Annotated in this window: 16 protein-coding genes; 14 read left to right on the top strand and 2 right to left on the bottom strand. The window is 46.9% G+C overall.

The features are described 5' to 3' along the window. Window positions 1-225 precede the first annotated feature (225 nt). The 5 genes from gcvH (at window position 226) to ABTV53_RS21540 (ending at window position 6,206) form a co-directional block, all read left to right on the top strand. Window positions 226-618, top strand: a complete 393-nt coding sequence (gcvH, locus tag ABTV53_RS21560) for a glycine cleavage system protein GcvH (RefSeq protein WP_421892083.1) — start codon at window positions 226-228, stop codon at window positions 616-618. Between the two features lie 419 nt (window positions 619-1,037). After that, a complete protein-coding gene (locus ABTV53_RS21555; protein ID WP_433746311.1) occupies window positions 1,038-2,492 on the top strand; it encodes a PTS mannitol transporter subunit IICB in 1,455 nt (484 codons plus the stop codon). Between the two features lie 38 nt (window positions 2,493-2,530). Then, window positions 2,531-4,624: a BglG family transcription antiterminator gene (locus tag ABTV53_RS21550; RefSeq protein WP_433746308.1), complete on the top strand. Its 2,094-nt coding sequence runs from the start codon at window positions 2,531-2,533 to the stop codon at window positions 4,622-4,624. A gap of 5 nt (window positions 4,625-4,629) precedes the next feature. Continuing rightward, window positions 4,630-5,064: a PTS sugar transporter subunit IIA gene (locus ABTV53_RS21545; RefSeq protein ID WP_433746305.1), complete on the top strand. Its 435-nt coding sequence runs from the start codon at window positions 4,630-4,632 to the stop codon at window positions 5,062-5,064. Beyond that, the gene (locus ABTV53_RS21540; protein WP_433746303.1) at window positions 5,061-6,206 is read left to right on the top strand and encodes a mannitol-1-phosphate 5-dehydrogenase; all 1,146 of its coding nucleotides are present in this window, start codon (window positions 5,061-5,063) and stop codon (window positions 6,204-6,206) included. Before ABTV53_RS21545 ends, ABTV53_RS21540 begins: the two co-directional genes overlap by 4 nt. A 61-nt stretch (window positions 6,207-6,267) precedes the next feature. On the opposite strand, the gene ABTV53_RS21535 is transcribed toward ABTV53_RS21540, so the two are convergent. Both ABTV53_RS21535 and ABTV53_RS21530 read right to left on the bottom strand, forming a co-directional pair. Then, window positions 6,268-6,519, bottom strand: a complete 252-nt coding sequence (locus tag ABTV53_RS21535) for a cysteine-rich CWC family protein (protein ID WP_433746301.1) — start codon at window positions 6,517-6,519, stop codon at window positions 6,268-6,270. A gap of 144 nt (window positions 6,520-6,663) precedes the next feature. Further along, a complete protein-coding gene (locus tag ABTV53_RS21530) occupies window positions 6,664-8,670 on the bottom strand; it encodes an endonuclease MutS2 (protein WP_433746298.1) in 2,007 nt (668 codons plus the stop codon). A 528-nt stretch (window positions 8,671-9,198) separates the two neighbouring features. On the opposite strand from ABTV53_RS21530, the gene ABTV53_RS21525 reads away from it, so the two are divergent. The 9 genes from ABTV53_RS21525 (at window position 9,199) to pulA (ending at window position 25,620) form a co-directional block, all read left to right on the top strand. Beyond that, a complete protein-coding gene (locus ABTV53_RS21525) occupies window positions 9,199-11,535 on the top strand; it encodes an AraC family transcriptional regulator (protein WP_433746295.1) in 2,337 nt (778 codons plus the stop codon). A 281-nt stretch (window positions 11,536-11,816) separates the two neighbouring features. Further along, window positions 11,817-12,770: an ABC transporter permease gene (locus ABTV53_RS21520; RefSeq protein ID WP_017686861.1), complete on the top strand. Its 954-nt coding sequence runs from the start codon at window positions 11,817-11,819 to the stop codon at window positions 12,768-12,770. Window positions 12,771-12,813: 43 nt separating this feature from the next. Further along, window positions 12,814-13,686 carry a carbohydrate ABC transporter permease gene (locus ABTV53_RS21515; protein WP_133385864.1) on the top strand — a complete coding sequence of 291 codons (873 nt, stop codon included), beginning with the start codon at window positions 12,814-12,816 and terminating at the stop codon, window positions 13,684-13,686. A gap of 61 nt (window positions 13,687-13,747) precedes the next feature. Next, a complete protein-coding gene (locus ABTV53_RS21510; RefSeq protein WP_433746292.1) occupies window positions 13,748-15,247 on the top strand; it encodes an extracellular solute-binding protein in 1,500 nt (499 codons plus the stop codon). A gap of 24 nt (window positions 15,248-15,271) precedes the next feature. Beyond that, entirely contained in the window at window positions 15,272-16,384 is a 1,113-nt protein-coding gene (locus ABTV53_RS21505) for a glycoside hydrolase family 88/105 protein (protein WP_433746286.1), read from the top strand. 182 nt (window positions 16,385-16,566) lie between these two features. Continuing rightward, the gene (locus ABTV53_RS21500) at window positions 16,567-18,078 is read left to right on the top strand and encodes an extracellular solute-binding protein (RefSeq protein ID WP_433746283.1); all 1,512 of its coding nucleotides are present in this window, start codon (window positions 16,567-16,569) and stop codon (window positions 18,076-18,078) included. Window positions 18,079-18,424: 346 nt separating this feature from the next. Then, the gene (locus ABTV53_RS21495; protein WP_433746280.1) at window positions 18,425-19,696 is read left to right on the top strand and encodes an S-layer homology domain-containing protein; all 1,272 of its coding nucleotides are present in this window, start codon (window positions 18,425-18,427) and stop codon (window positions 19,694-19,696) included. A gap of 18 nt (window positions 19,697-19,714) precedes the next feature. Further along, window positions 19,715-23,392: a DUF5704 domain-containing protein gene (locus ABTV53_RS21490; RefSeq protein ID WP_433746277.1), complete on the top strand. Its 3,678-nt coding sequence runs from the start codon at window positions 19,715-19,717 to the stop codon at window positions 23,390-23,392. Window positions 23,393-23,571: 179 nt separating this feature from the next. Further along, a complete protein-coding gene (gene pulA / locus ABTV53_RS21485) occupies window positions 23,572-25,620 on the top strand; it encodes a type I pullulanase (protein WP_433746275.1) in 2,049 nt (682 codons plus the stop codon). The last annotated feature ends 294 nt before the right edge of the window (window positions 25,621-25,914 follow it).

Below are 25,914 nucleotides of genomic sequence, written 5' to 3'. Positions count from 1 at the left end.
TCGATTTTATTGTTCGTGTATTTAAAAAGACTGCGCTTACTATTCTAATATCCACCAGTATATGTAGAAAGAGTGTATTCAGGTTACGGTTTGAGAAGGCGATTAGCAAATAAATTGTGAGGTATCTTGACATTTGATTCAAAAATATCATACGCTATGTTCTGGGAAAAAGGTTAAGGTCAAAGAACGCATGCACTCATTTAATGAAAAGCGAGGCGGATATCGATGAGCGAATTGAGAAGTGATTTCCTGTACAGTGAAGAGCACGAATGGGTGCAAACCGTAGGGGAGGATACTGTACGTATTGGCATTACCGAGTTCGCGCAGCATCAGCTGGGTGACATTGTGTTTGTGGAATTGCCTGACCTTGAGACCAATGTAAAAGCAGAAGATAGCATTGGAACGATCGAATCGGTCAAAACGGTTTCGGACTTGTTCTCACCCGTCACAGGTTCAATTATTGCAGTCAATGATTCGTTGCAGGACTCCCCTGAACTTGTGAACAGCTCTCCTTACGAGGAAGGCTGGATGATTGAGATTCGTGTTGAGGGAGATCTGGCAGCAGCATTGTCTACTTTGATGAACGCAGACGCGTATCGTAAACATACGGAGGAATAGGATCAACGAACTTGTACTTAATAACATACATTTTATAATAAATTGAAATGAACTTTATATTGTTTCGACCTGTGTGAGCCTTGTGCTTGCACAGGTTTTTTGTGTTTTCCAAGAATGATTTTCAATGTGGATTTCAGCAGATTGAGGATGTAAATCCCCTGAATGGACCAAGCTATAGGTTGGAAAATGATTCTGGAAATGATAAAAGTCATAGGCAAGAAAAGCCTTGTGTACCAACGGGTTCAGCCATTATGCATCAATTAAAACGATTACATAACCTAATGTTGTCATCATTGTTCATGACGAAAGTACGCTTTCATTTCATTGAACAGGAGAGCAAACTCGCTTAGGATTACAGCAGGGGAGAAATGATACCCCTTTCATAAATCATAATCACTTGATCCAAGGAGGATAATAAAATGAGTAATTTGGACCAATCGTCCAATTCCAAAGGTGGGCTACGGGTAGGTGTGCAGCGTTTTGGCCGATTCCTGAGCGGTATGGTCATGCCGAATATGGGTGCATTCATCGCCTGGGGATTAATTACGGCGATGTTCATTCCAACAGGCTGGTTCCCTAACGAGACACTAGCACAGTTAGTTGATCCGATGATCAAATATTTGCTGCCACTGTTAATTGGTTACACCGGGGGTACGATGGTGCATGGTCAGCGTGGTGGTGTCGTGGGTGCCATTATGACCATCGGGGTCATCGTGGGTAGTGATATTCCGATGTTCCTCGGTGCCATGATTGCCGGACCACTGGCAGCATGGATCATCAAAAAGTTCGATAAATCGATCGAAGGTAAAGTTAAAGCCGGATTCGAAATGCTGGTTAATAACTTTTCAGCCGGTATTATTGGCGGGATCTTGGGGATCTTTGCTCTACTGGGCATCGGGCCTGCTGTAGAAGCGATTAGCAAAGTTTTGTCTGCCGGGGTACAAGGCTTAATGAATCTGGGATTGTTACCACTGGTCAACCTAATCATTGAACCAGGTAAAGTATTGTTCCTGAACAATGCAATCAACCACGGGATTCTTACACCAATTGCAACAGATCAAGCGAGAGAATTAGGGCAATCCGTATTATACATGCTTGAATCCAACCCGGGTCCGGGACTTGGTATCTTGCTTGCTTACTGTTTCTTCGGACGCGGAATGGCCAAATCTTCTGCACCGGGTGCTGTTATCATTCATTTCTTCGGGGGAATTCATGAGATCTACTTCCCTTACATTCTGATGAGACCGATTCTGATCCTTGCCGCAATCGCGGGTGGCGTCGCAGGTACATTAACATTCATGCTCACGGGAGCAGGACTTGTTTCGGCACCATCACCGGGTAGTATTATCGCGTATTTCCTCTTAACACCAAAAGGTGGATACCTGCCAATGCTTGCAGGGGTGCTTGTAGCAGCCGTCGTTTCTTTCCTGGTTGCAGCAGTGTTGCTGAAAACGGGTAAACATAAGGACGAAGATCTGGAGTCTGCATCCAGTCGGATGAAAGACATGAAGAGTCAAGGAACCGTGCCAAACGCAGGCATTACGGCCAATCAACGTGAAGCAGACGGAGCTTCATATATGGCTTCTTCTACAGTGAAAACAGATGTGAAGAAGATTGTCTTCTCCTGTGATGCAGGAATGGGGTCGAGTGCGATGGGCGCTTCCATTCTTCGCAAGAAGATGAAGGCAGAGGGGATTGACGTTACGGTGACCAATACGGCCATCAGTGATATCCCGCCGGATGCAGATGTTGTCATCACACAACAAATATTAACGGATCGTGCCCGCTCCGTTGCGCCGAACGCAGAACATATATCCATCGACAACTTCCTAAAAAGCCCGGAATACGATGCGCTCGTTGAACGTCTAAAGTAATTGCACGCATTCGTTTTCCCTGAGCCGGAGGCTGAGATATGAGTATTACCAAAAGACAACGTGAGATCGTGGAGTTTCTGCTGGAGCATCCACATGAAGTCACTGCCGGCGAAATCGCCGTTGAAGTAAAGGTCAGTACCCGAACGGTTCACCGGGAGCTGCAAATGATTGAACAATGGCTTGAACCTTTGGGCATGAAGCTGGAAAAAAAATCAGGAACCGGTATCCGAATCGATGCCGGTTCCGATGATCTGGCTGTACTGCGCCAGCAACTAGAGGGTAAAGAATATGTAGAGTTTACGCCAGAAGAGCGTAAGCTCTTCATGCTTTGCATCCTGCTGGATGAACCGGAGCCTGTAAAGTTGCTCGCCCTGGCTTCGGATCTGAAAGTGACCGTATCCACCGTAACCACGGATCTGGACGATCTGGAGTCACGAATTCGTCAGGCGGGACTAAAGCTGGTTCGCAGACGCGGATATGGCGTCAAGATTAACGGAAGTGAGACGATTTATCGCACAGCCATAGCTGCACTTGCTCTCGAATTTCTGGATGAGTCGGACCTGTTCGGAAGACAGCCTGAACAAGGGGGCTCCATCGTAAACCAAAAATTGCTGGATATGATTGGACACGGTGATGTGCTTACGGTCGAAAATGCGTTATGGCAACCAGATATCGAATGGCTGGAGAACATCCCTGAACGCCAATACATGAAGCTGCTGATTCAATTATCCGTAGCAGTTGTACGTATTCGTAAAGGCTTTGGCATTGGCCGTATGTCTCCACGAGAGAACACGGGAGATGAAGTTGCAGAGCGGGATGAGATGAAGGTTCCATCTTATATGGCTTCCCGCTTGTGTGGTGTGTTATCCACCCAGCTGGGACTGACATTCTCCCAAGATGAGCAAGTTTATTTTCACAGACTTTTAGTTGAGACAGAACAGCGGATTCACTCTTCACGGCTGTTGCCAATCGACGACTTGATTTTACTGGACAGGGTACATTCACTGATTGATCAGATGCAGGCGAGGACGCATTACGCCTTTCATGAGGATCGTTTGCTTCGTGAAGGTCTGCTTGGTCATATGCAACCTGTAATGGAGCGAATTGAAGGACAACAGGTGATACGTAATCCGCTTTTGCAGCAGATTCGCAAGGATTATGATTCACTTTTTGAAGATGTCAAAAAATCTGTGGGGCAAGCTTGGCCAGGCACAGACGTTCCGGATGAGGAGATTGGTTTCCTGGTCATGCATTTTGGGGCTTCCATCGAGAGGTTACGTGCATTGAAACGGGAGATCAGGGCCATCATCGTGTGCACAAGCGGAATTGGATCATCACGTATGCTTTCCAGCCGATTATCCAAGGAGATTCCCGAGATTCGAATCATGGATAGTGTGTCCTGGTATGAAGCTGCCCGGATTCCTACCGATCAATATGATCTGGTGTTATCCACTGTCGATCTGCCGATGGATGAGCATCAGTATTACAAAGTGAGCCCCCTGCTTACGGCAGAAGAGAGCGAACATCTGCGTCATTTTATCCGAACAACAACGTTACAACGACAGCATAATAAACCCCGTGAAGCAGAGGTTCAGACCACTAGTCGTTACTCGGACCCTGATGGAATGGAAGCGATTTTAGTTGAAATCGTCCGCATTATTGGCAAGTTTCAGGTGTATCCGCTGGATAACCAGGACATCGGGTTCTATAAAACGGTGTATGCGATGTGCAACGTACTCCATGGAACTGGTGTGCTGAAGGAACCGGGGGAGATCGCAAAACGGTTGGAGGCACGTGAAGCAGTGGGGAGTCAGAAGATTCCGGGTACAGGACTTGCGCTGTTTCATACACGCAGTGAGGGAATTTACAGGCCGTCCATTAGCTTGTTTCAACTCACTGAGCCACTCCTTCGTACGCCGGATGATCCGGCAGGAGTTACCCATATCCTCTTGATGCTTGGTCCCAGAGAACTATCCAAGGAAAGCCTGGAGGTTCTCAGTGAGATCAGCGCCCTGTTATTACAGGAAGAAATGATTACATTGCTGGAAAAGGGAATCAGGGATGAACTCATTCATTACCTGTCCCAGGAACTCGTTGGATTTTATCGCAGTAAAACCGAAATTGGAGGTTAACCATTATGAGTATGTTAACAACAGATAAAGTCATCATGAATGCGACGGCTCAGGACAAATACGAAGCGATTCGCATGGCAGGACAGATTCTGAAGGATGCGGGACATATTACCGCGGATTACATTGAAAAGATGATTGAGCGTGAAGAGATTGTCTCGACCTATGTAGGGAACGGCCTCGCTATTCCGCACGGTACGAAGGAATCCAAAGCTTTCATTTTATCCACAGGTATCTCTGTCATTCAGTATCCAGAGGGTGTTGATTTTGGCGAAGAAAAGGCTTATATGGTCATTGGTATCGCGGCTCAAGGCGGGGAGCATATGGAGATCTTGACTAGCATCGCGGTGATCTGTGCTGAAGATGAGAATATGGAGGCCCTGCGTCTGGCCAAAACAGCCGAAGAAGTAATCGCTATTCTGGAAAGTGAAATGGAGCTATGAAGGCCCTACACTTTGGCGCAGGTAACATTGGACGCGGTTTTATTGGATTGATCCTCTCCCGTGCGGGTTATGAGGTGGTTTTCTCCGACGTTAATCAGGAATTGGTAACCGCTCTTCAGCAACGGGGGCAGTATACGGTGGAACTGGCTAACGAGAGCAAGGATCAGGAGACCGTGACAGGCGTAAATGCAATTGATGGAACCCAACTGGAGACGGTTGCCCAAACCGTTGTGGAAGCGGATCTGATTACAACTGCGGTGGGCGTGGGCGTGCTGAAACATATTGCACCAGGTATTGCGAAGGGACTTGAGAAAAGACTGAATTCCGGTCCTGCACAAAACCCTCTTCACATCATCGCTTGCGAGAACGCCATTGGAGCCAGTACACAATTGAAAGAGCATGTATATGCTCTGCTTGATGAAAAGGTACGTTCCCTTGCGGATCAATACGTTTATTTTCCAGATTCAGCCGTAGACCGGATAGTGCCTATTCAGCATCATGAAGATCCGTTGCACGTACAGGTGGAGCCTTTTTACGAGTGGGTAGTGGATCGTTCCCAGATGGCTCCTGCATTCAAACCGGTTGAGGGCATTCTATATGTCGATGATCTGGAGCCGTATATCGAACGGAAGCTGTTTACTGTGAATACAGGACACTGCGTTGCAGCGTATATCGGTAATGTACACGGGTATGACACGATTCAGAAGGCTATTGCCGACGAAAAGGTGAAATCGATTGTCTACGGTGCTCTGCAGGAAACGGGGAAAGTTCTGGTGAAGCGTTTTGGATTCAACCCGGAAGAGCATGAGCAGTATATTGGCAAAATATTGGGACGGTTTGTCAACCCGTATCTCACCGATGAGGTTACTCGTGTTGGTCGTTCCCCTCTGCGCAAATTGTCTCCAAATGATCGTCTGGTTCGCCCGGCCCTTCAGGCCTATGCGGATGGATCTGAAACGACCTATCTGACTATGGGTATGGCAGCAGCCTGCAAGTTCGATGTATCCGATGATCCGGAAGCAGTTGAACTTCAGGACATGATTCGCCAGAAGGGAATTACAGCTGCACTTCACCATTATACATCCATGGATGAGCATCATCCGGTGCTTGAGCAGGCTGTTGCTCAATATAACCAAATGTAAGAGCAGTGGTAGCCAGCTAACAGTATAGAGTGAGACATAATAAAGAAGAGCCATACAGTTGTTAACTGTGCGGCTCTTCTTTTGGTTGATGTTTATCGGCATATTCATTCAAACAGCGTTGACATATGCACGATTTTCGACGCTTCTCTGCCGGAATGCGGTCGAATACACCTTCGGGAAAAGTAGCTCGGTTACACCAGCATTCCGAATGAGGATGTCCTGCGGCGTAAGAACAGCGATTAGCTTCGCCGCATAACGGGCAGACAAGAACATCGATAGGAACGTGCTCTTGATCGTCTTGTTCTGCAGACATGGGGTTCTTCCCTCCCTGTGAAATAGCTACAAGCTGAAGTTAAACATACTGGTCCCAGTATAACAGAAATGCGCCGGTGATCATGGAATTCACTGTGTATATATGACTTCCAGTTTACCACCAGATCTGCTTCTCCAAGGTGATTCATTCTTCAGGCGGTAGTTCGATCTGCAGGCCTTCCACATGTTTACGTCCCATCAATTTGCGTTTCTTGCGGTTTTCTTTTGTCTCCAGCACAATGTCCAGATCATAATCGTCACCCGGATAAAGCTCATTGGCAGATATATGCAGGGTCAGGCGTTTCTTATGGATTTTGACTTTGCGTCCTCGCAGCATGACCCCGATATTTCCACGGCTATCCTCCACATCACAGACGATGCCTGACTGATTAAGATAGGCCGCATACACCCGATCTCCTTTGCGAAACATTTTGGCAGGAGCAGGAGAATTCGACTCTCTGGTTGTTGTCTTTTTGTGGAGACCTATTGAATCTTTTGACTGCTTCTTCATCTGATTCCGTTTGGATAACTCTGCCGGGTCGTCTGCTGCTGTAACGGAACGCTCAGGCGTTAGGGCTGGAGTTGCCAAAGTAGGTGACGTAAACACGAATGATCGATCTCTCGAAATACTATGATCTGACAGGAATTTGGATCGTTCGATAATTCGCTGTGGCATGCCCAGCTTCAATGCGATGGAATAAGCATAGCTCTCACCAGCTTCTCCGATACGCAATCGATACAACGGCTGGAGAGAGACGGTGTCAAATTCCATACGGGCATTTTCGAATCCTGGCGTGGCCGCTGCAAAATGTTTGATTTCCCCAAAATGGGTTGTCGCCACAACGGTTGCTCCGCGGCTGTGCAATTCCTCCAGCATGGCAATGGACAGTCCGACGCCTTCACCGGGATCTGTGCCGGAAGCCATCTCATCAATGAGCACCAGAGTTGATGTATTGGCCTGTTCCAGGATGCCAATCATATTGCGAATATGTGCGGAGAATGTACTGAGCGCTTGTTCCAAACTCTGCCCGTCACCAATATCAACCGCTACCTCGGTATAAACAGCCATCTCGCCACCTTCCTCTACCGGAATAAGCAAACCGGATTGCATCATCAGGGTTAGTAAACCAAGTGTTTTGAGTGCGACCGTTTTCCCCCCGGTATTCGGGCCAGTAATAATGAGCGACGAATACGTCCTGCCAATGGCAAAATCAAGGGGAACCATGGAAGAACGCATGAACGGATGACGTGCACGTCGAAGGCTGATGTGGCCCTGCGTATTGACTTGAACGGTACGTCCGTCCATGGTGGCTGCATATTTGGCTTTGGCAAACAGGAAGTCCAATACACCAACCGTTTCGGTGTTCAGGGCAATTTCACGGTTATACGATTCGGCCAGAGAGGTTAAATCACCGAGAATTCTCATCTCCTCTCGGGACTCCTCCGCTTGTAGAACGGCCAATTCCATCTGTAAACTTACTAACTCAACAGGTTCGATATATACGGTTTGCCCGCTCCCGGATTCATCCAGCACACTGCCTTTCACCTGTTTACGGAACTCTTTCTTAATGGGCAGGACTGTCCTTCCTCCGCGCTGACTGATGACATGCTCCTGCATAATGGAGCGATGTTTGCTCACCAGAGAATCAAGCTTTCGTTTCATACGCTCCTCATTCACGGTCATTTTTTTACGAATACGAATCAGTTCCTTGCTCGCCTGATCCTGAATGCGTCCACTATGGATGCAGCGCTCGATTTCAATCAGCAAAGGTTCGATCAGAATCATGGATGCTGCATAACGACTGACGGTGGGAGCGGCCGCAGATTTACCCTCCATGTACTTCATGAGCTGTGCACAACTCCGCAGGAACTGAGCGAGATGACTGAAATCACGTTCACTGAATAGATAACCGGTGCCTAGCAGATCCATAATGGTTTCCATGCCGTCCAGTGAAGGGAGGGGGATACTGGCTCCGAAGCGAATCAACGCAGCCGCTTCTGCTGTTTCTTCCAGGCGCAGCTGAATCAGGTGAGCATCTACCATCGGTTTTAGTTCTCTCGCATAACGTTTACCCAGATAAGACAGGGCGCAGTCTGCAACATTTTTTTGAATTTGTGGATAACCCAGACTGTTTAATGTGTTCTCATTCATGCGTAATCTCTCCTTGAATTCGAATTGGGATTTTCAGTTGACGCGCTGAAACATATTCCTGGAAAACGCAAAAAGGGCGGAGAATGAACAAACGTCATTCTCCGCCCTAAACATATGGGAAAGCAGAGTCCACTACAGGTCTATATTAAAAAATCCGCGCTGAACTCAGCGCGGAAATAGACCCGGACAATGACAATCCCGGAGGCGATTTATGATATCCGCTGTTCTTAACTAAGTACAGGGATCTGGCGCATCATGAAATACACGTATGCCATATGGGCACAAGTGAAATGAAAGGCCAAACTCCTGAATATGAAACTTGGTTAGTTAAGAACATTCACCGACATTAAAAATCTCTCCTTTGATTGAGGAATATGCAACCAATATAAACTGGAAATTGGTTTGAAGTCAACCTTTAGAATAAATGAGTGGACTTGAATAAGAATGGGTTTTAAAATAACAATAGTAAAATAATCCAATGAAAGCGATTTAATTTAATAAACATACGTAAAAAGGAGGATGCTCTTCTTGCCGAAGTATTTACTGCGTTTGCTCTGCTTTACCCTGATCCTCGGAGCCCTTCCGGTCATTGTTATTGGTTCGGTCTCGTATACGATAGCATCACGTGACATTGAGCAGAAAGTGCGTGAAAGCAATCTTCAGATATTGCATCAGACCCAGATGCGGGTAGAACAAGTTCTGCGCAGCCTGCAATTATCATCCATCCAGTATGTCAATTCGCCTCTGGTACTACAAGCGATGAAGAAACCGTTGGACAGCAGCGAATTTCAGGAGATTCGTGATCTGACCTCCGGTTTTAACAACTTGCAAGCGGTTACGAACATTGACCAAGCCTATCTGGTTAATCTGGATGAGGATTGGGTTGTTTCGATGCGTTCTTTTGGCAAATTGGATGATTTCAGCATTCGAGACCGGATTGGCTCGTATCTGACTTACACCAACAGCCTGTTCTGGGTCACTCAGAATGCCATTTCAGCCAAAGAAAGCGTACCTGTGTCGGCAGGTATGGGTGAATTAACACCGGAACAGGCACCTACCCTTATATCATCGGATAATGTGGTCAGTATGGTATTCAAAATCCCGATGGTGCCAACCAATGTGAAACCAAAGGGATTTCTTGTAATTGATATCGCCGATACGGAACTGAGTACGTTTTTGAGCCGAAATACGAATTCTGGAGATATGTACGTTCTGGATCGGGAGCAGAAATATTTTCTGAACGATATGCAGCAAGGCGGGAAATATGACGCACTGAATAAGGAAATTCATGAAATGGTGCAAACGACAGGCCAGCCAGAGGGTTTCTTCAGCTCGGAGGTGGAAGGTAACCAAGTGGCGGTTAGCTATAGGCAATCTCCACTTAATGGCTGGTTATACGTATCCGTTGTATCCCTTGGGCAGATCACGGCCCAGTCACAGAAAATTGCATTGGTTACCGGTGTCGCTACGTTGGTCATGTTATGTGTAACGGGACTGGTCGCCATATACGGAAGTCGGCGGATGTATTCACCGATCTCCAGACTGCTGCAATTTACGAAGGGGCTGAATTCCCCGGTTGCTCCGTCAGGACGCCGTCAGGATGAATTTATCTATATTGAGGAGCAATTGTCAACCTTGTTCAGTTCGGAGAAAACAATGCGGGAGCAGATGAAGGGGCAGCATGTGCACCTTCAGGAGTTTTTTATGACCAAACTGTTAACAGGCAAAATCTCGGAAGAAGATTTCAGATATCAGGGAGAATTGTACGATTTCCCGACAGGGTGGGCGAGTCTTGGTGTACTCATGCTCCAGATCGATACCTTGGAAGGGACCCGATATGAGGAACAGGATCGGGATCTGCTGCTGTTTGCTGTCAACAATATGGTAGGTGAGCTCCTTCCTTCAGCAGTTCGGTTCACCCCCGTTATGTTGGATGATGCTCAGGTCACCGTACTTGCTTCCGAACTGACAGATGAGGTGAAGCTGAAGGAATGGATGCATACCCAGGCAGACTGGATTCGCGAACGTGTCGTGACCTATCTGAATCTGCCCGTAAGTATCGGCATCAGTCGTTCTTACACTTGTATTGGTGATACGCCAAGAGCGGTGCAGGAGAGCCGCGAGGCTCTTCAAGGCCGGGTGAGTCTGGGCAGCCGTATTATTTTGCATTACGAGGATATACAGCCGCGTGGTCAGATGGAGGCTGCGTTGTATACCCAGTTACGCATGATTGAGGATCAGCTCGCTTCTGCGCTCAAGCAAGGAGATGAGGAGAAGACGGACGCCTATTTTACGCAATATTTGGGACTGCTTGCCGACAAGAAACTTCATTTCAGTGAATACCCCGTCATTATGGTTCAGTTATTGTCTCGTGTATATCAGCTTGTGCAGGAGCAAGGTGGGGATGTAGCCGAAGTGCTGGGTGAAAAAGCATCGATGTCACATTTGCTGAAGTTGTCCACATTGGACGAAATGACCAATTGGTTCCGCAAGCGGCTGTTCCTGCCCGTCATCCGTTTCTGGCGAGAACAGGAAGAATCCCAATACATGAATATTGCAAGGCGCATGATTCGCTTGATCGATGAACGGTATGATCGTGAATTGTCGCTGGAAGCCTGTGCCGCAGAGCTTAATTTTCATCCTGTCTACTTGAGTCGGGTATTCAAGAAGGAAGCGGGAGTTAATTTTACGGAATATCTCGCAGAGTACCGTATGGAAAAAGCTAAAACATGGCTGCAAACGACGAATCTTAAAATATCGGAGATTGCCGAGAAATTAAACTACACCAATCCAACCGCATTTATCCGTACATTTCGCAAAATCACAGGAACGACCCCCGGCAAATACCGGGAGCAGCAGCGATAAAACAAGCCTGCTCTGCCCGCCATGGCAGACAGGCTTTTTCTTGTTCGGATGAATGAAGAAGACCGCTTCTGCCATGGAGTTAAGACAGGAATATCGAGGTTGAAAGCAGTTCATTGCGTTGTTAGATTCTACGAGGGAAATGAGCTAAAACCTTGCTACATAAGGAAAAACAAAAGGCTAAAACGAGATGATAGCCAGTCATTCGTTTATCCTCCACAATGAAGACATGAATTCAGGAAGTGATATTTTGTAATCGTTTCCAATGTGGGGAGGAAGACAATATGAAAGCCGAAACGGCGGCTCGAACACGGCCCGCTACCCGCAGTGACAAAAACCTGCTGTGGAGGGACATTATCAAAAACCGGTGGCTGTATATCATGTTAATACCGGGTGTGCTTTACTTTGTTATTTTCAAATACATACCCATGTATGGCATCACGATGGCTTTTCAGGATTACACGCCGTATAAGGGCATCTTGGGGAGTGACTGGGTAGGGTTCAAACATTTCCAGCGTTTCTTCGGAGAACCGCAATTCTGGACATTGTTTCGAAATACGTTTTTGCTTGCCATTTATAACATTGTGTTCTTTTTCCCACTGCCGATTGTACTGGCACTCATGATGAATGAGGTTCGCCGTGAACGCTTCAAACGATTTGTACAAACGCTTGTTTATGTTCCACACTTTGTTTCCTGGGTTGTTGTTGTCGGTGTGTTCTACATGCTGTTTACAACCGAGGGTGGTGCGATTAACGAATTGCTCTATAACCTGACTGGACAAAAAGTGGCGTTCCTGCTTGAACCCGGTTGGTTCCGAACCATGATTGTTGGACAATCCATCTGGAAAGAAGTTGGTTGGGGCACAATTATCTTCCTGGCAGCACTTTCCGGTGTTGATACACAGCTCTATGAAGCTGCACGGATTGATGGTGCCAATCGTTGGCGCCAAACCTGGCATATTACGCTGCCGGCCATTCGCAGTACAATCGTCATTTTGCTCATTCTGCGTCTGGGCAATTTCCTGGATACGGGCTTTGAACAGATCTTCCTGATGCTGACTCCGACAAACCGGGATGTGGGCGAGGTATTTGATACCTACGTGTACACGAAGGGGCTTACACAGGCACAGTACAGTTATAGTGCTGCTGTCGGGTTGTTCAAATCGGTTGTCGGACTGGCGCTTGTCCTTGGTGCCAATACGCTGGCCAAAAAATTCGGGGAGGAAGGCGTCTACTAATCTTTGGGTGCAGACGTTCTTCACCAGACAGGAGTGAACATTGATGCAACAGGATAAAACGTGGGGCAACCGTATCTTTGATTTTGTGAATCACGGCTTGCTGCTGTTGATTGGAATTGTGACGGTCATCCCGTTTATTTATATTTTGGCTGTCTCATTTACCAGTCCGCATGAAGTGGCTAAGGGAGGATTCATTCTTTTTCCAAAAGAGTTCTCTCTGGCTGCGTACCGTTACATTTTCTCTACAGATACCTTGATTCGCAGTCTGGGTGTATCGGTCTATATTACGGTGATTGGTACCTTTATTAACCTGCTGTTTACGTCACTTATGGCATATCCGCTCTCCAGAAGATATTTGCGTGGACGCCAGCCCATTTTGCTGGGTGTATTGTTCACAATGCTCTTCAGTGGCGGGATGATTCCAACCTATTTTGTCGTGAAATCCTTGCACCTGACGGATACGTTATGGTCGCTGATGCTGCCTACCGCTATTAGTGCATTTAACTTGATCGTACTCAAAAACTTCTTCCAGGCCATTCCCGATGAACTGGAGGATGCAGCCAAAATTGATGGATGTAACGATGTCGGCGTATTGTTCCGGATTGTTCTGCCTTTGTCCATGCCAGCGATGGCGACATTTTCACTCTTTTACGCGGTGGCCCACTGGAACAGTTTCTTCAGCGCTGTGATCTATATCAACGATAGTGAGAAGTGGCCTGTCCAAGTCTGGCTGCGTGAGATTGTCATTCTGGCACAGAGCCGGATCGGAGACACGAGTATTGAAGAAACCGAGATCCAGCCGCTTACCATTCGTATGGCAGTTATTGTATTCTCCACAATCCCGATTATGCTGGTGTATCCATTCCTGCAAAAGCACTTTGCCAAAGGAGTGATGCTGGGTTCGGTGAAAGGTTGAGTCGTGACAGGGTTCAAAGTCAATTCAATATGACTGCATAAAAAAGGGAGGTTTTCATGTGATGAAAGCAACAAAAAAGAAAGCCATAGCTGTCTTGAGCACACTGGCACTGGTGACAGGTTTGCTGGCAGGATGCGGATCAGACGAGGGTCAGGCTGCCGAGGGCGGCGTACAAAATGTGTCCATAGCTATTGCGCAAGTGGGTGATGTGCCAAGCAAAGGCAATGAAGTTCAGCAAAAGATTGAAGAGTATACCAACACCAAGCTGGATATCCAGTGGATTCCGGCTTCGGCCTATAATGACAAAATTAACGTGATGATCGCTTCAAGTGATATGCCAAAAATTGTGAAAGTGCAATATAACCCAACGGTGACCAGCGCGATGCGTAATGACGTGTTCTGGGAAGTGGGGCCATTGCTGAAAGACTACAAAAATCTCTCGGCACAGAACGAGCGTTTTTTTGACAACATCAAGGTAGAGGGCAAGATCTACGGGGTTCCTGTTTTCTCGGATATTGCGCGGGCTACGGTGATCTATCGCAAGGACTGGTTCGAGAAGCTGAATCTGAAGGTGCCAACGACACCGGATGAATGGTATGAAACGATTAAAACACTGGCCACCTCCGATCCGGATGGAGACGGTCAGGATAATACGTTTGGACTGATGCTTTTCAAAAAATACAATGAGGACCAATATTCCTTCACGACGCGACTTGGCGTAAGTTTTGGTGCTCCTAACAAGTGGAAGGTCGAGGATGATGGCAGCTTCACGCCGGAATTCATGACACCGGAATATATGCAGGTGCTGGATCTGCTGAAACGTTTGTACGATGAGAAACTGCTGAACCAGGACTTTGCCGTATTTGACTCGACGGAAGCGGAGAAAAAGTATGATTCCGGTGTTGTGGGTATCCGTGTTGGTGTCGCGCAGAACGGAAAAAGTCAGCAGGAGCGTCTGTCCAAAAACAATCCGGATGGTGTGGTAGACATCGCTGGTTTGCTTGGACCGAACGGAGATCGTGTTGCAGGACAGACGGGTAACTCGGGAATTCTGGCATTCCCCAAATCGACGGTGAAATCGGAAGAAGAACTCAAGAACCTGCTCTCCTTCCTGGATAAACTGATGGACCCTGAGATGGCGACCCTGTTGATGCGTGGTATGGAAGACAAACATTACACCAAAGTGGGCGAAGATCAGGTGGAGATGAGTGACTTCGATGCATTCCAGCGTGAAGTGAAACCTTACCGTGACAACCTGCCTTATGTCGAAGGATATAACGTACCGAAATTGAAGGATACGGAACTGGGTGAAAAAGGTACGGCACTTGCCAAGGAACTGGCGGAGCACGCTGTGCCAAATCCTGCGCTGACGTTATATTCTCCAACGTATGGTGACCGCGGGGCAGACCTGGATCAGATGATTGCAGATGCGCAAACCAAATACATTATGGGCAAGATCGATCAAAGTGGCTGGGAAAAGGAAATCGAGAATTGGGGCAATGCGGGCGGAAACAAGATTCGTGAGGAATATGCCGAAGATTATAAAAAACAGGCTCAATAAAGAGCCGGAAGCGGAGGCTTGATCATGAAGGAAACACTGCAATTGACATCGGTGCGCATGGCACAGCAATTCATGGAAAGTTATCGCAACCATGAGCTGTACTCCACTTGGCATTATGAGAATGGTTGCTTTCTGAAAGCACTGGAGGAGCTGTACACGCATACTGGGGAGCAAAAGTATTTTGACTACATCCGTGAGTTGATGGATCATTTCGTTCAGGAAGATGGCTCCATTCGCTCCTATACGATCGAGGAATATAATCTGGATCAGATCAATCAGGGAAAATCACTGTTCCTGTTGCATGAGAAAACGGGAGAAGAGAAGTATCGCAAAGCTGCGGAGTTGCTTATGACTCAGCTTAAGGGACAGCCACATACGAGTGAAGGCGGGTTCTGGCACAAAAAGATTTACCCTTTCCAGATGTGGCTGGATGGATTGTACATGGCCACTCCGTATCTGACCCAGTATGGCGCAGTGACGGGTGAAGAGAAGTGGTTTGACAAGGCGGCTCTGCAGCTCTTGCTGGTGGAGCAGCGCACACGTGATCCGCGTAGTGGTCTCTTGTATCATGCCTGGGATGAGAGCAAAGAACAGCGCTGGAGTTCGGGAGAGACGGGATGTTCACCACATGTCTGGAGTCGGGCGATGGGCTGGTATGTGATGGCGGTTGTGGATACATTGGATCACCTGCCGATAGATCATCCGCAGCGAGGGCAGATTGTGGGCATCTTTGAACGGGTGGCAAACGCACTTGTGCATGTGCAGGATCAACAGACCGGACTATGGCCACATTTGCTGGATCAGCCGGGACGTGAGCGGAACTATCTGGAGGCCTCCGGGACCTCGATGTTTGTTTATGCATTGGCCAAAGGTGTACGTAAAGGATATCTGAGTGGCAAGTTCAAAGCGGTTGCGGAAAAAGGGTATCAGGGTCTGCTGCAGCATTTGCTGCAAACGGACCGTGAAGGTGTGCTGTCCTTGACGCAGTGTAATGGCGGAGCAGGTCTTGGAGGAAGCCCGTATCGTGACGGGTCATACGAGTATTATGTGACTGAATCCATTCGGATCAATGATCCGAAGTCGGTCGCTCCGTTCATTTTGGCAGGGGTGGAGATTGAACTTTACAAGTCCAAATAACATGTACATGAGAACGGAGAGGACAGAAATAATCTGAGGAAGCGAAGCGTTCGCCTTTATCTCCGGATTTTCCCCTTTGTTTAGAAGGGAATCAAAAAATCTGGGGATAACAGCGATCTGAAGGTTGTTCTGTCATCGGAGTGGTCTGTGTACATAACCTTATCCAAAAGGAGAGATGGTTCATGAGTCCAAAAGGTCCAATGTCCCGTTTAGGCGGAATCGTTGTAATTGGTGCAATGTCCGCTGGATTGCTTGCAGGTTGCGGGGGAGAAAAAGCACCTGCTGCAGGGGAAGGTAAACTTCCCATTTCCATCTCTTTAATGCAGGTAGGAGATATACCGGCCAAGGAGAACGGGATTGAAAAGAAGATTGAGGAATATACCAATACGGATGTTAATGTACAGTGGATTCCGCAGTCTGCTTTTGATGATAAAGTGAACGTTATGGTTGCTTCAGGCGAGATGCCGACCATTATGCGGGTGAATTATGTACCGACAACGTTTAATGCCGCCAAAACGGGATTGTTCTGGGAACTGGGGCCATATTTGAAGGATTATAAAAACCTGTCTGCCCAATCGGAGGCTTATTTTAACAATATCAAAATTGAAGGCAAGGTTTACGGTATTCCAAACTTTCGCGATATTGGACGGACTGCGATCGTATATCGCAAGGACTGGTTCGATACATTGAAGCTGGATATCCCCAAAACGCTGGATGACTGGTATGAAGTGATGCGCTCTATTCGTAAGGATGACCCTGACGGGAATGGTAAGGAAGATACGTACGGTGCATTGTTATTCAAAAAATATAATGAGGGCGTCTCCTCCCCACTGACGCGGATCGCTGTGAGTATTGGCGGTGTCAACAAATGGGGAGTGGATGATGCGGGGAAACTGACCCCGGAGTTCCTGACCCCGGAATATGTGGATACGATGAAACTCTTCAAGCGACTGTTCAGCGAGGGATTGATTAATAGTGATTTCCCTGCCCTGGACCCTTCTGATGCGGACAAAAAAATGGATTCGGGCCTGGTTGGCATGAAGCTGAATGGTGTGGCTCAGAACGGAAAATCTTCTCAGCAACGGCTTACGCCAAATGCTCCGGATGGAGAGATTGATGTAGCTCCGTTCCAGGGACCCGATGGTATTCGTATCGCCGGGGAGCCAGGAAACTACGGAATGCTGGTCATCCCGAAGGCATCCGTTACGGATGAGGAGCAACTGAAGAAGGTCCTTACGTTCCTGGATCAGTTGATGGATGAGGAATTGAGCACGTTGCAGCTTCGTGGATTGCTCGATGTGCACTACACCAAGACTGCGGATGGGAAAACCGAACTCAAAGATTTTGACGCTTATCAGCGTGAAGTGAAGCCATATCGGGATAATCTGTTAAGTATTGAAGGTTATAACGTTCCTGAACTGGTCGATGTTCCCATTGGTATGAAAGGTACCAAGATGGCGCGTGAAAATGAGCAGTACGCCATTGCCAATCCGGCACTTACTTTGTCTTCGGCGATCTATACCGAGCGTGGTCAGGAGCTGGATCAGATGATCTGGGATGCGCAGACCAAATACATTATGGGTAAAATTGATGATGCTGGTTGGGAGCAGGAAATCGCAAACTGGAGAAAAGCCGGTGGTGATCAACTGATCGCGGAATTGGAAGCATCCTATAAGGAATTGAACGGAAAATAAAGCTGGGTGAGATAAAAAAAGGTTGATCAAATGGAATGATATGGTTTATTCTATGAGTGAGTTTATTTTTCCAATATCATACGAAAGACCACACCCTTAAAGCATAAGGCTATGAATCTGCGGATTCATGGCCTTTTTTGTGTTTTAAGCGAATGAAGTGGGTCTATGGAAGGAGTGTTGCACGCCTTGAAGTGATGGGGATAGACGAAAAATAATACCAATAGCCTAGTACAACATGGTAGAATATTGATTATTATGGCAAATTTAGGTTTTGGTTATGAAGAGAAGTGACTAGGTTGACCAAGTAAAGCATCCCCATACTAAGGTACATAGGAGCGTGAGTAGATTGAAGAAACGAATTGAAAGTCACGAGAAGAAGAAAAAACGGAATGTTTGGATCGTCGGGTTGGTAACGACAGCTGTATTGGCAGCAACACTATTACCGATTGGCTCCGTACATTTGACGTCAACAGCGAATGCTGCATCGGGAACAAGTGATACTGCTCTTAGCAAGTTCAAGGATATCAAGGGCCACTGGGCTCAAGCAACAATTGCTAAAGCGTATGAAAAAAACTTGATCTCTGGTTACCAGGATGGAACGTTTCGTCCCAATGGCAAAATCACGCGTGGGGAATATGCGACAATTCTCGCCCGCGCGACTGGACTGGAGAAGGTAGAAGGACAGAGTCCCTTTGCTGATCTAAAGGGACATTGGTCTGAAGCGGCGGTTAGCCAGCTTGTCGGACAAGGATTCATTAATGCTGGCGATTACGCCAAAGGGTTCAATCCGAATGCGGAGCTAACGCGTTACGAGATGATGAAATGGATTGCCAATGGACTGATCAAGTCCGGAGCCAGCTTCCAGGATGCTTTTAACGATACGACCAATACGCTACTTCCTACACCGGAAGTGAACCGCGGCACCATTCGTGCGGAGCAGATTCCGTATCTTGCCCTTGTTCGTGGGACAGGCATTGTTGGTGGATTCCAGGATGGCACATTAAAACCCGCGGATTCCACCACACGTGCAGAAGTATCGGCCATTTTGCTGCGTTATATGGACGTGGAGGGCACGGATGCCGGGAAGTATAGTGACCTGAATGAAATGAGAGAGGTTGGCACGACGGGTACGAATTTAACGACGATTAGTAATTATTTTTATACTAAAAACTCTGTCAAAGTAAGTGATATATCAAAAGGAGATATAAAACTTTCTAACAAATCAGGAGTGCTTACACTTCATAGGTTTATTGTGGTGAAGGTTCAAAATGGTAAACCTCAGGGAGTATATAATAAACTTTTTGTGGAATCTAATATCTCGAGTGGCGACTATTATTTAACATTTGCTGATTTATCTTTTATATCAAATACAGATAAGTCAGATTTGATTACCTACAGTAGTGGTTTAAGTAACGGATTACTAAGTTTTAGACGTCTAGATTTAGGATTTGCTGATAAGAACGGATTCAAAACTATTCCAAATAGCCCTAAAGAACTCATCATAAAAGGTAAAAAGGTTAGATTTTGGACAAGGTCAACTTTGGATTACAAAAATGGATCGTATCATGTTAAAGCTGAAGATGTAGGAGAAATGAAAATACAAAATATGTACCAGTAGTGAGGTGATAGCAATTCTATGAAAAAACGAATGCGGCTGTCCGTATTCATTTGGTCCAGAACATTGCTTATATTATTCCTTATAAGTTCTTACGTGATTGGGCTATCTATAAATGATTTTGTTTACGCTTCTAACGATCAGTACGGTCCAAAATCTATGAAAAGTCCTGTTCTTAAATCTATTCAAGCTGAGAAAACAGTGGGTACACCAGGCGTATATTGGTACCAGGTTGATGATGGAAGATTTAGAGCGGATCACAGTGATGGTCCCACATATTCCAATAATGCAGGAAGTTGTACAACTCCTTATCCTGCTTTAAAAGAGGTACCGGATAGTGTTGACTTTTCACGGTGGCCAGCGGTTTCTTGGCCTGAATATAACGGCAATACATTAACATCCTCTAGTTTTAAGGAAGTAAAAATTAAAAGTGTAGAATATCAAACCCCACCTGAACAAGAATCGTACACGGGCGTGGGAAGAACAGTTATTACACCTCCAAGCACAGTTGTTGGAATCAGGACATTAACTGGTGGAAATCATGAATGGACTCAGAATGATCCATTTACCAATGGTGGAAGAACAACTGCTGGTTGCATTAAGCATAATGTCTCTTATTTCACGCCTATGGATATTATCTGGGAAGGTGATTTGGAAGAAGAGAAAGAAATCGATGTAACTCCAGATAAAACTCTTACCCTAGGTCAAACTCAGCAGATGGAAGCCAAGGTGAAGACGAAGGGCTATGGTGCGACAGCCTTTGGTGAGGGCATCGACGTATCCCGAAGAGAAGCAGAGATCAAATGGTTTTCTTCTGACGAGACAATTGCGAGTTTAGAGTTGAAAACAGGGATGTTAAAAGCCGAAAGTCCAGGCACGGTCACTGTGCGTGCGATCTGGAACAATGGTACATATCTGATCTCGGATACTGCGACCATAACAGTCACGTCTGAGCCAGGACTCGTGGTGAATCTGCCGAATGCTTGTAAAGCCAATACGACACCTCTACAGGCAGAAGCAGTTCTAACCAAACCGGATCGCTCTGTTCATAAACTGACGGCTCATCCCAAATTGACGTGGCAGAGCTCGAATCCGACTATAGCCACGATTGGTGCTGATGGTAAAATCACGACAAAAGGGATCGTGGGTAGCACTACCATCAAAGCCCATTTTCTTGATTCAGCTCAGCAACTGGATGAACAAGGGACTCAGGTCCTTGAGGTAAAGGACTGTACGGATAATGGAGAAGGGGGGAATGATGGTGATCCGGGGGGCGATCCTGTGAACGCTTGCTCAGTGACCATCAGCCCACCTAGTAGAGGCACGGTTATCGAAGCATCGGTTATAGATCCATCTGTTCGAGGTGTGTTGAAGGCGGATGATCGGGGATCTGAGAAGTTCGATGTTACCCGTGGTATTCCAACTTCGGAAGATCTCTACGCCAATGTCTTGGCCAAGGAATATCTGTTTCAGCACCGTTGGGTAAACATGACAGGAACGGTGACTTACAACGTAAATGTGAAAAGGGTTTATCATAAAACCTGGACGATTCCGGGAAGGGCATCTACTGGTGAGGGGGATCCAGGAACACCTCCTGAGCCCAGAGAACTTGACGTCCCTGGGGATAAAACCATGCAAGTAACAAGGACATATAGCTATTGGCAGATCGATAACCTGGAGGTATACAAGTTAAATGAGGCCAAGGTATCTAACTATGCGCTAGGTGGTTATGGTGGAACCGTGACCCTGATGCCAAATGCATATACACCACCAACTTTGCAATCGGCTATGGATACTGCGGTTACCAATCATGTGAAACCTGCGCCATGTCAAGAAATTGATCTTGGCATCAGAGGGGTTCCGGGTGGTTCGACTGAACCGTCTACGCCAGATGAAACGTCATTGTTCCAATCTGAAGCTGAAGCGATGGTTAGAGAGAACACCGTTAATAACGACAAGGTAACTTTTAATGGAGCGACAATTATGGATCCTGCCCCAGTGGATAAATCAGCTCCGCAACCGGGAATGATCCCCCAGCCTGGCATGATTGGGGATCTTGTTCTGTACCAGAACCGTCTGACGATCAAGAACGCATTAATGAACAAAGCTAACCAGCCGACTACGGGTGAGATTACGTATGGACTGTTATCAGGCAATGTTAACGGAGGGCAGGATCAGAAGTTCCCCATTCTGGGCATCAACGCGGTGACAGTACATACTCCAGTTGTGAACTATGCCTGGGTGTCAGATGATCAGCCCCATAATCAGAAGACTACGCCTGATCCGACCAGAGCTGCACTTATCTTAGAGCGTCCATTCATTGTACGAATCCCAACTTCAGGACAGCACCTGGAGGCTGCGAGTTACCCGGGCTATGGAAACCGTGATTATGCAAAATATTTCCGTATCAAACAGGTTCGTTTCCCATTCGATGTTTATAACGGCGCCAGAAGCCAGTTTATCCCGGCCCTGACATGGATAGATATTCCGGTAAATCAGTTGGATACCCCTTTTTATCTTCCCGTATGGGTAGATGAGGGGAATTACCAGATTGAGTTTCGTAATATCGCCGAAAATGCACCAGCTAGTTTCACAGAACAACAGGATGCCAACACAAATCTGACCCATCACGTCGCAGCAGATACCGTTGCAGTGGAGGTTATCGGACGATTGTATGATTTTCACATCACGGATATTTCAGATTACAACTGGGAGAATGTGTTCCGCAAGCGGATAGGCAGCCCGGAACCAACGGGTGTGAGCTACTGGACCGGAGGAAACAGTATCGACGGAGATCCCCGAGGTAATGTGGCTCCCTATGTCCTGCCTATTCGTCCCGGCAGTCATCCGGTACAGGGTTTCCGAAATGTAGCAGTGAAGACGGGGTACCATTTCAAGTTTGATTTGAAGACCAAGGGCAATATGTTTGGGAAACAGGATGGTATTCGAATTACACCGACGTTTTCTTTTGTGAGTAAAGATGGCACCACCCGGCAAGAAGTGGATTTATACTACCATCGAGGACAGGAACGACTCATTCGTATCGGATCGGCACAAGATTTGGAAAAACGCTTTGTTGTCCTGAACTCACGGTTGCGGAATGTACCCGGTACGGAGTTAGGTGATACAGCGCGCTACCAGTATACGTATGAACTGTCGGAGGAGGAACGCAATCAGGGTACAATGGCGGAACATATGGTTCGTTTCGTGGATCAGACCTCTCATCATAAAACGTGGGTAGGTCGTTATGACTGGATGATTCTTCCTTCACAGATCCGCACGCTCATTGGCCCCAAAACAGATATTCCATCTGGTGTTAATGTGGATCGGGCGAATGCAGCGATTCAGCGCTGGTATGGGGAATATAGCTTGCCAGCGGACGTATATGCTGTTCCCAAAGGAACCAATCTGGAACTGCTCGCCAGACAAAATCAGTTGGATGAGAAGGCAAAGGTATTTCTGAGGGACGGTTACATTGTGGTTAACTTCAACATCGAAACTTTGCGCAGTGGCAATACGAGTTCACCGCATCTGCAATATATTCATGCACCGTTGATGAATCAATGGCAAATGGAAGGGTTTGATAAGAACCCGGTAGATGGCTTGGGAAAAAGCTGGCCAATGCAAGATGGGGACGTGGTTTTGTACCACGCGGATCAATCCAGCAGGAATGATTTCCAATCCCAGGTACCGCATTAGGGAGAGATCGTTTACCCATAAAGAAGGCAGGCGTCATGTGAATCTATATGACGTTTGTCTTCTTTTGTCTAATTTGGATTATGGTTGGGCAGCAGAACGGGTATAAAGAGTAAGGAGCACTCGTACCATCCATATTCATCAATTTCATCAATTGTCTCAATGAGAGGGGAACAATAAACATGATTGAAGAGGGTAAGCAGGAACTATTGATTTCAGAAGATACATACCAAGGTAGAGATTTAGGTGTCACAATAGAAGCACAGACCTGTCGCTTCAAAGTCTGGTCACCGCTAGCCGTTCAGATGGAACTGCTTCTGTATCCACCTTTGACAGGGGGGACCCCGGAGGAAGAGCCTAATCAACAGAAACAGCAGGTGTTGCCGATGCAGAAGAAAGAACAAGGCATCTGGGTTCTGGAAATGGAGGGTGATTTGAGTAACTACCGTTACATGTACAAGCCTACTTTCGAAGATGGACATTCAACCCCTGCTGTAGATCCTTACGCACGAGCAGTGACCATGAATGGAGAAATGGGTGTAATTGTCAGACTGGAGCAGACACATCCGAAGAGATGGAGTGAGGATATTCGCCCGGAATTGACCAGTCCTGTAGATGCAGTCCTGTACGAACTGCATGTACGTGATTTTTCCATTCACCCCTCATCGGGTATAACGAATAAAGGCAAATACATGGCTTTTACCGAGACGGGTCTGCATGATTCGGAGGGCAACACACTAGGGATTGATCATTTGGTTGAACTCGGGATCACCCATGTGCATCTGCTTCCTGTATTTGATTTTGCGACGGTGGACGAATCCAGAGTAGATGGGGATACGACGGATGGCTCCAACTATAACTGGGGATATGATCCGCTTCATTATAATGTCCCGGAAGGTTCCTATGCATCACGTGCGGATGATCCGGAGACACGAATCCGTGAGTTCAAATCCATGGTGCGTGCCCTTCATAACAAGGGAATAGGTGTCATTATGGATGTGGTATATAATCATACGTTTGATACGGGAGGCAGCTCTTTTGAAAAATTAGTACCCGGGTACTACTATCGACAAAATGCTGATGGGACCTATAGCAATGGTTCAGGTACAGGCAATGAGGTGGCTACTGAACACGCCATGGTTCGCAAGTTTATTATCGACTCAGTCCGTTACTGGGCAGAAGAGTACCATGTGGACGGTTTTCGCTTTGATCTGATGGGCCTGATCGACACAACTACGATGAAACAGCTTGCAGCGGAATTGCACACCGATGTGTCCCCTTCCATATTGTTATATGGTGAACCATGGGGCGCACTGGATTCGCCGCTTGGGGATGAGATGACCCTAAAAGGAACGCAGCGCGGTGCGGGTTTTGCTGTGTTTAACGATAATTTCCGCGGTGTGATCAAGGGAGACAGTGATGGCATGGGCACGGGATTTGCGACGGGCGCGGACGGGAAAGAAGACGAATTGTGGACTGGCGTCCGGGGAGCCATTCAGGATTTTACGGATGGTCCATCCGAGACGATTAACTATGTAACGGTGCATGACAATCTCAACCTGTGGGATAAAGTCGCACGCACACAAGGACTACATGATACCTTGAATTTTCTCACCTATGACAAGGATGGAAGTATTCGCGGTTGCGAAAGTGTGGAAGAGGCTGTAGAGAAGGCAAAGCCTTACTTGCAAATTGATTCGGAACACGTGCTGGAGAATGAGACGGTTAGGCGTTGTCTGCTTGCCAATGGTATTGTTCTAACCTCCCAGGGTGTTCCCCTGATCGCGGCTGGAGATGAGCTGCTTCGCAGCAAATATGGAGATGCCAACAGCCACCAGAGTGGGGACGCAGTTAATGCCATACATTGGGAGCAGAAGAAGCTGTTCAAGCCGGTATTTGACTATTATCGTGGGCTGATCCGTCTTCGGCGAGAACATCCAGTATTTCGGCTTCGCACACGGGAAGAGATCGAGAAGCATGTTCGTCTAATCGAAAAAGGTAATGGGCTGCTAGCGTATGAACTGAACGGTACAGCAGCCAGCGATCCATGGGAACGCATAGTCGTCATCTATAACGCGGCAAAAGAAAACCGTAACATCTCTGTTCCCACAGGGACATGGAATGTGATTGTAGAAAAAGGACAAGCAGGCGTGGATACGATACGTACCATACAGGACGGTAAGGTACATGTGAATGCACTATCCATAACGGTGATGTATTCGAAATCCTGATCACTACAATGTTTGCCAAAAAATGAAGTGTTCCAGCTACAGAAAGTGCTCATAAGGACACGTCCAAGATATAACCCATCCGTTGGTTCAAAATAATATCCCCCCCTTCCAATTGGAAGGGGATTTTGTGTTTAGCTGAAAGCGTGATAGCTTACCAAATAAACTTCACCGTATCAAACTTCGTCATGCTCGAAAGTGATTATAACGTTCCTAGATTGGGGTGAAATGGAGTATATTTTTCTGTTCACATGAGGATCATTTTGCATGATATTCTTGTATATTCCAAACTTTTTT

It is taken from the genome of Paenibacillus amylolyticus (assembly GCF_050990605.1).
In the GTDB taxonomy this organism is placed as follows: domain Bacteria; phylum Bacillota; class Bacilli; order Paenibacillales; family Paenibacillaceae; genus Paenibacillus; species Paenibacillus amylolyticus_H.
This window is presented reverse-complemented; position numbering and strand designations above follow the sequence as displayed.

Coding starts and splice junctions, on each gene's coding strand:
- ABTV53_RS21545 (WP_433746305.1), top strand. CDS start 4,630: ATGAGTATGTTAACAACAGATAAAGTCATCATGAATGCGACGGCTCAG.
- ABTV53_RS21510 (WP_433746292.1), top strand. CDS start 13,748: ATGAAAGCAACAAAAAAGAAAGCCATAGCTGTCTTGAGCACACTGGCA.
- ABTV53_RS21515 (WP_133385864.1), top strand. CDS start 12,814: ATGCAACAGGATAAAACGTGGGGCAACCGTATCTTTGATTTTGTGAAT.
- ABTV53_RS21520 (WP_017686861.1), top strand. CDS start 11,817: ATGAAAGCCGAAACGGCGGCTCGAACACGGCCCGCTACCCGCAGTGAC.
- ABTV53_RS21505 (WP_433746286.1), top strand. CDS start 15,272: ATGAAGGAAACACTGCAATTGACATCGGTGCGCATGGCACAGCAATTC.
- ABTV53_RS21550 (WP_433746308.1), top strand. CDS start 2,531: ATGAGTATTACCAAAAGACAACGTGAGATCGTGGAGTTTCTGCTGGAG.
- pulA (WP_433746275.1), top strand. CDS start 23,572: ATGATTGAAGAGGGTAAGCAGGAACTATTGATTTCAGAAGATACATAC.
- ABTV53_RS21530 (WP_433746298.1), bottom strand. CDS start 8,670: ATGAATGAGAACACATTAAACAGTCTGGGTTATCCACAAATTCAAAAA.
- ABTV53_RS21500 (WP_433746283.1), top strand. CDS start 16,567: ATGAGTCCAAAAGGTCCAATGTCCCGTTTAGGCGGAATCGTTGTAATT.
- ABTV53_RS21490 (WP_433746277.1), top strand. CDS start 19,715: ATGAAAAAACGAATGCGGCTGTCCGTATTCATTTGGTCCAGAACATTG.
- ABTV53_RS21540 (WP_433746303.1), top strand. CDS start 5,061: ATGAAGGCCCTACACTTTGGCGCAGGTAACATTGGACGCGGTTTTATT.
- gcvH (WP_421892083.1), top strand. CDS start 226: ATGAGCGAATTGAGAAGTGATTTCCTGTACAGTGAAGAGCACGAATGG.
- ABTV53_RS21535 (WP_433746301.1), bottom strand. CDS start 6,519: ATGTCTGCAGAACAAGACGATCAAGAGCACGTTCCTATCGATGTTCTT.
- ABTV53_RS21555 (WP_433746311.1), top strand. CDS start 1,038: ATGAGTAATTTGGACCAATCGTCCAATTCCAAAGGTGGGCTACGGGTA.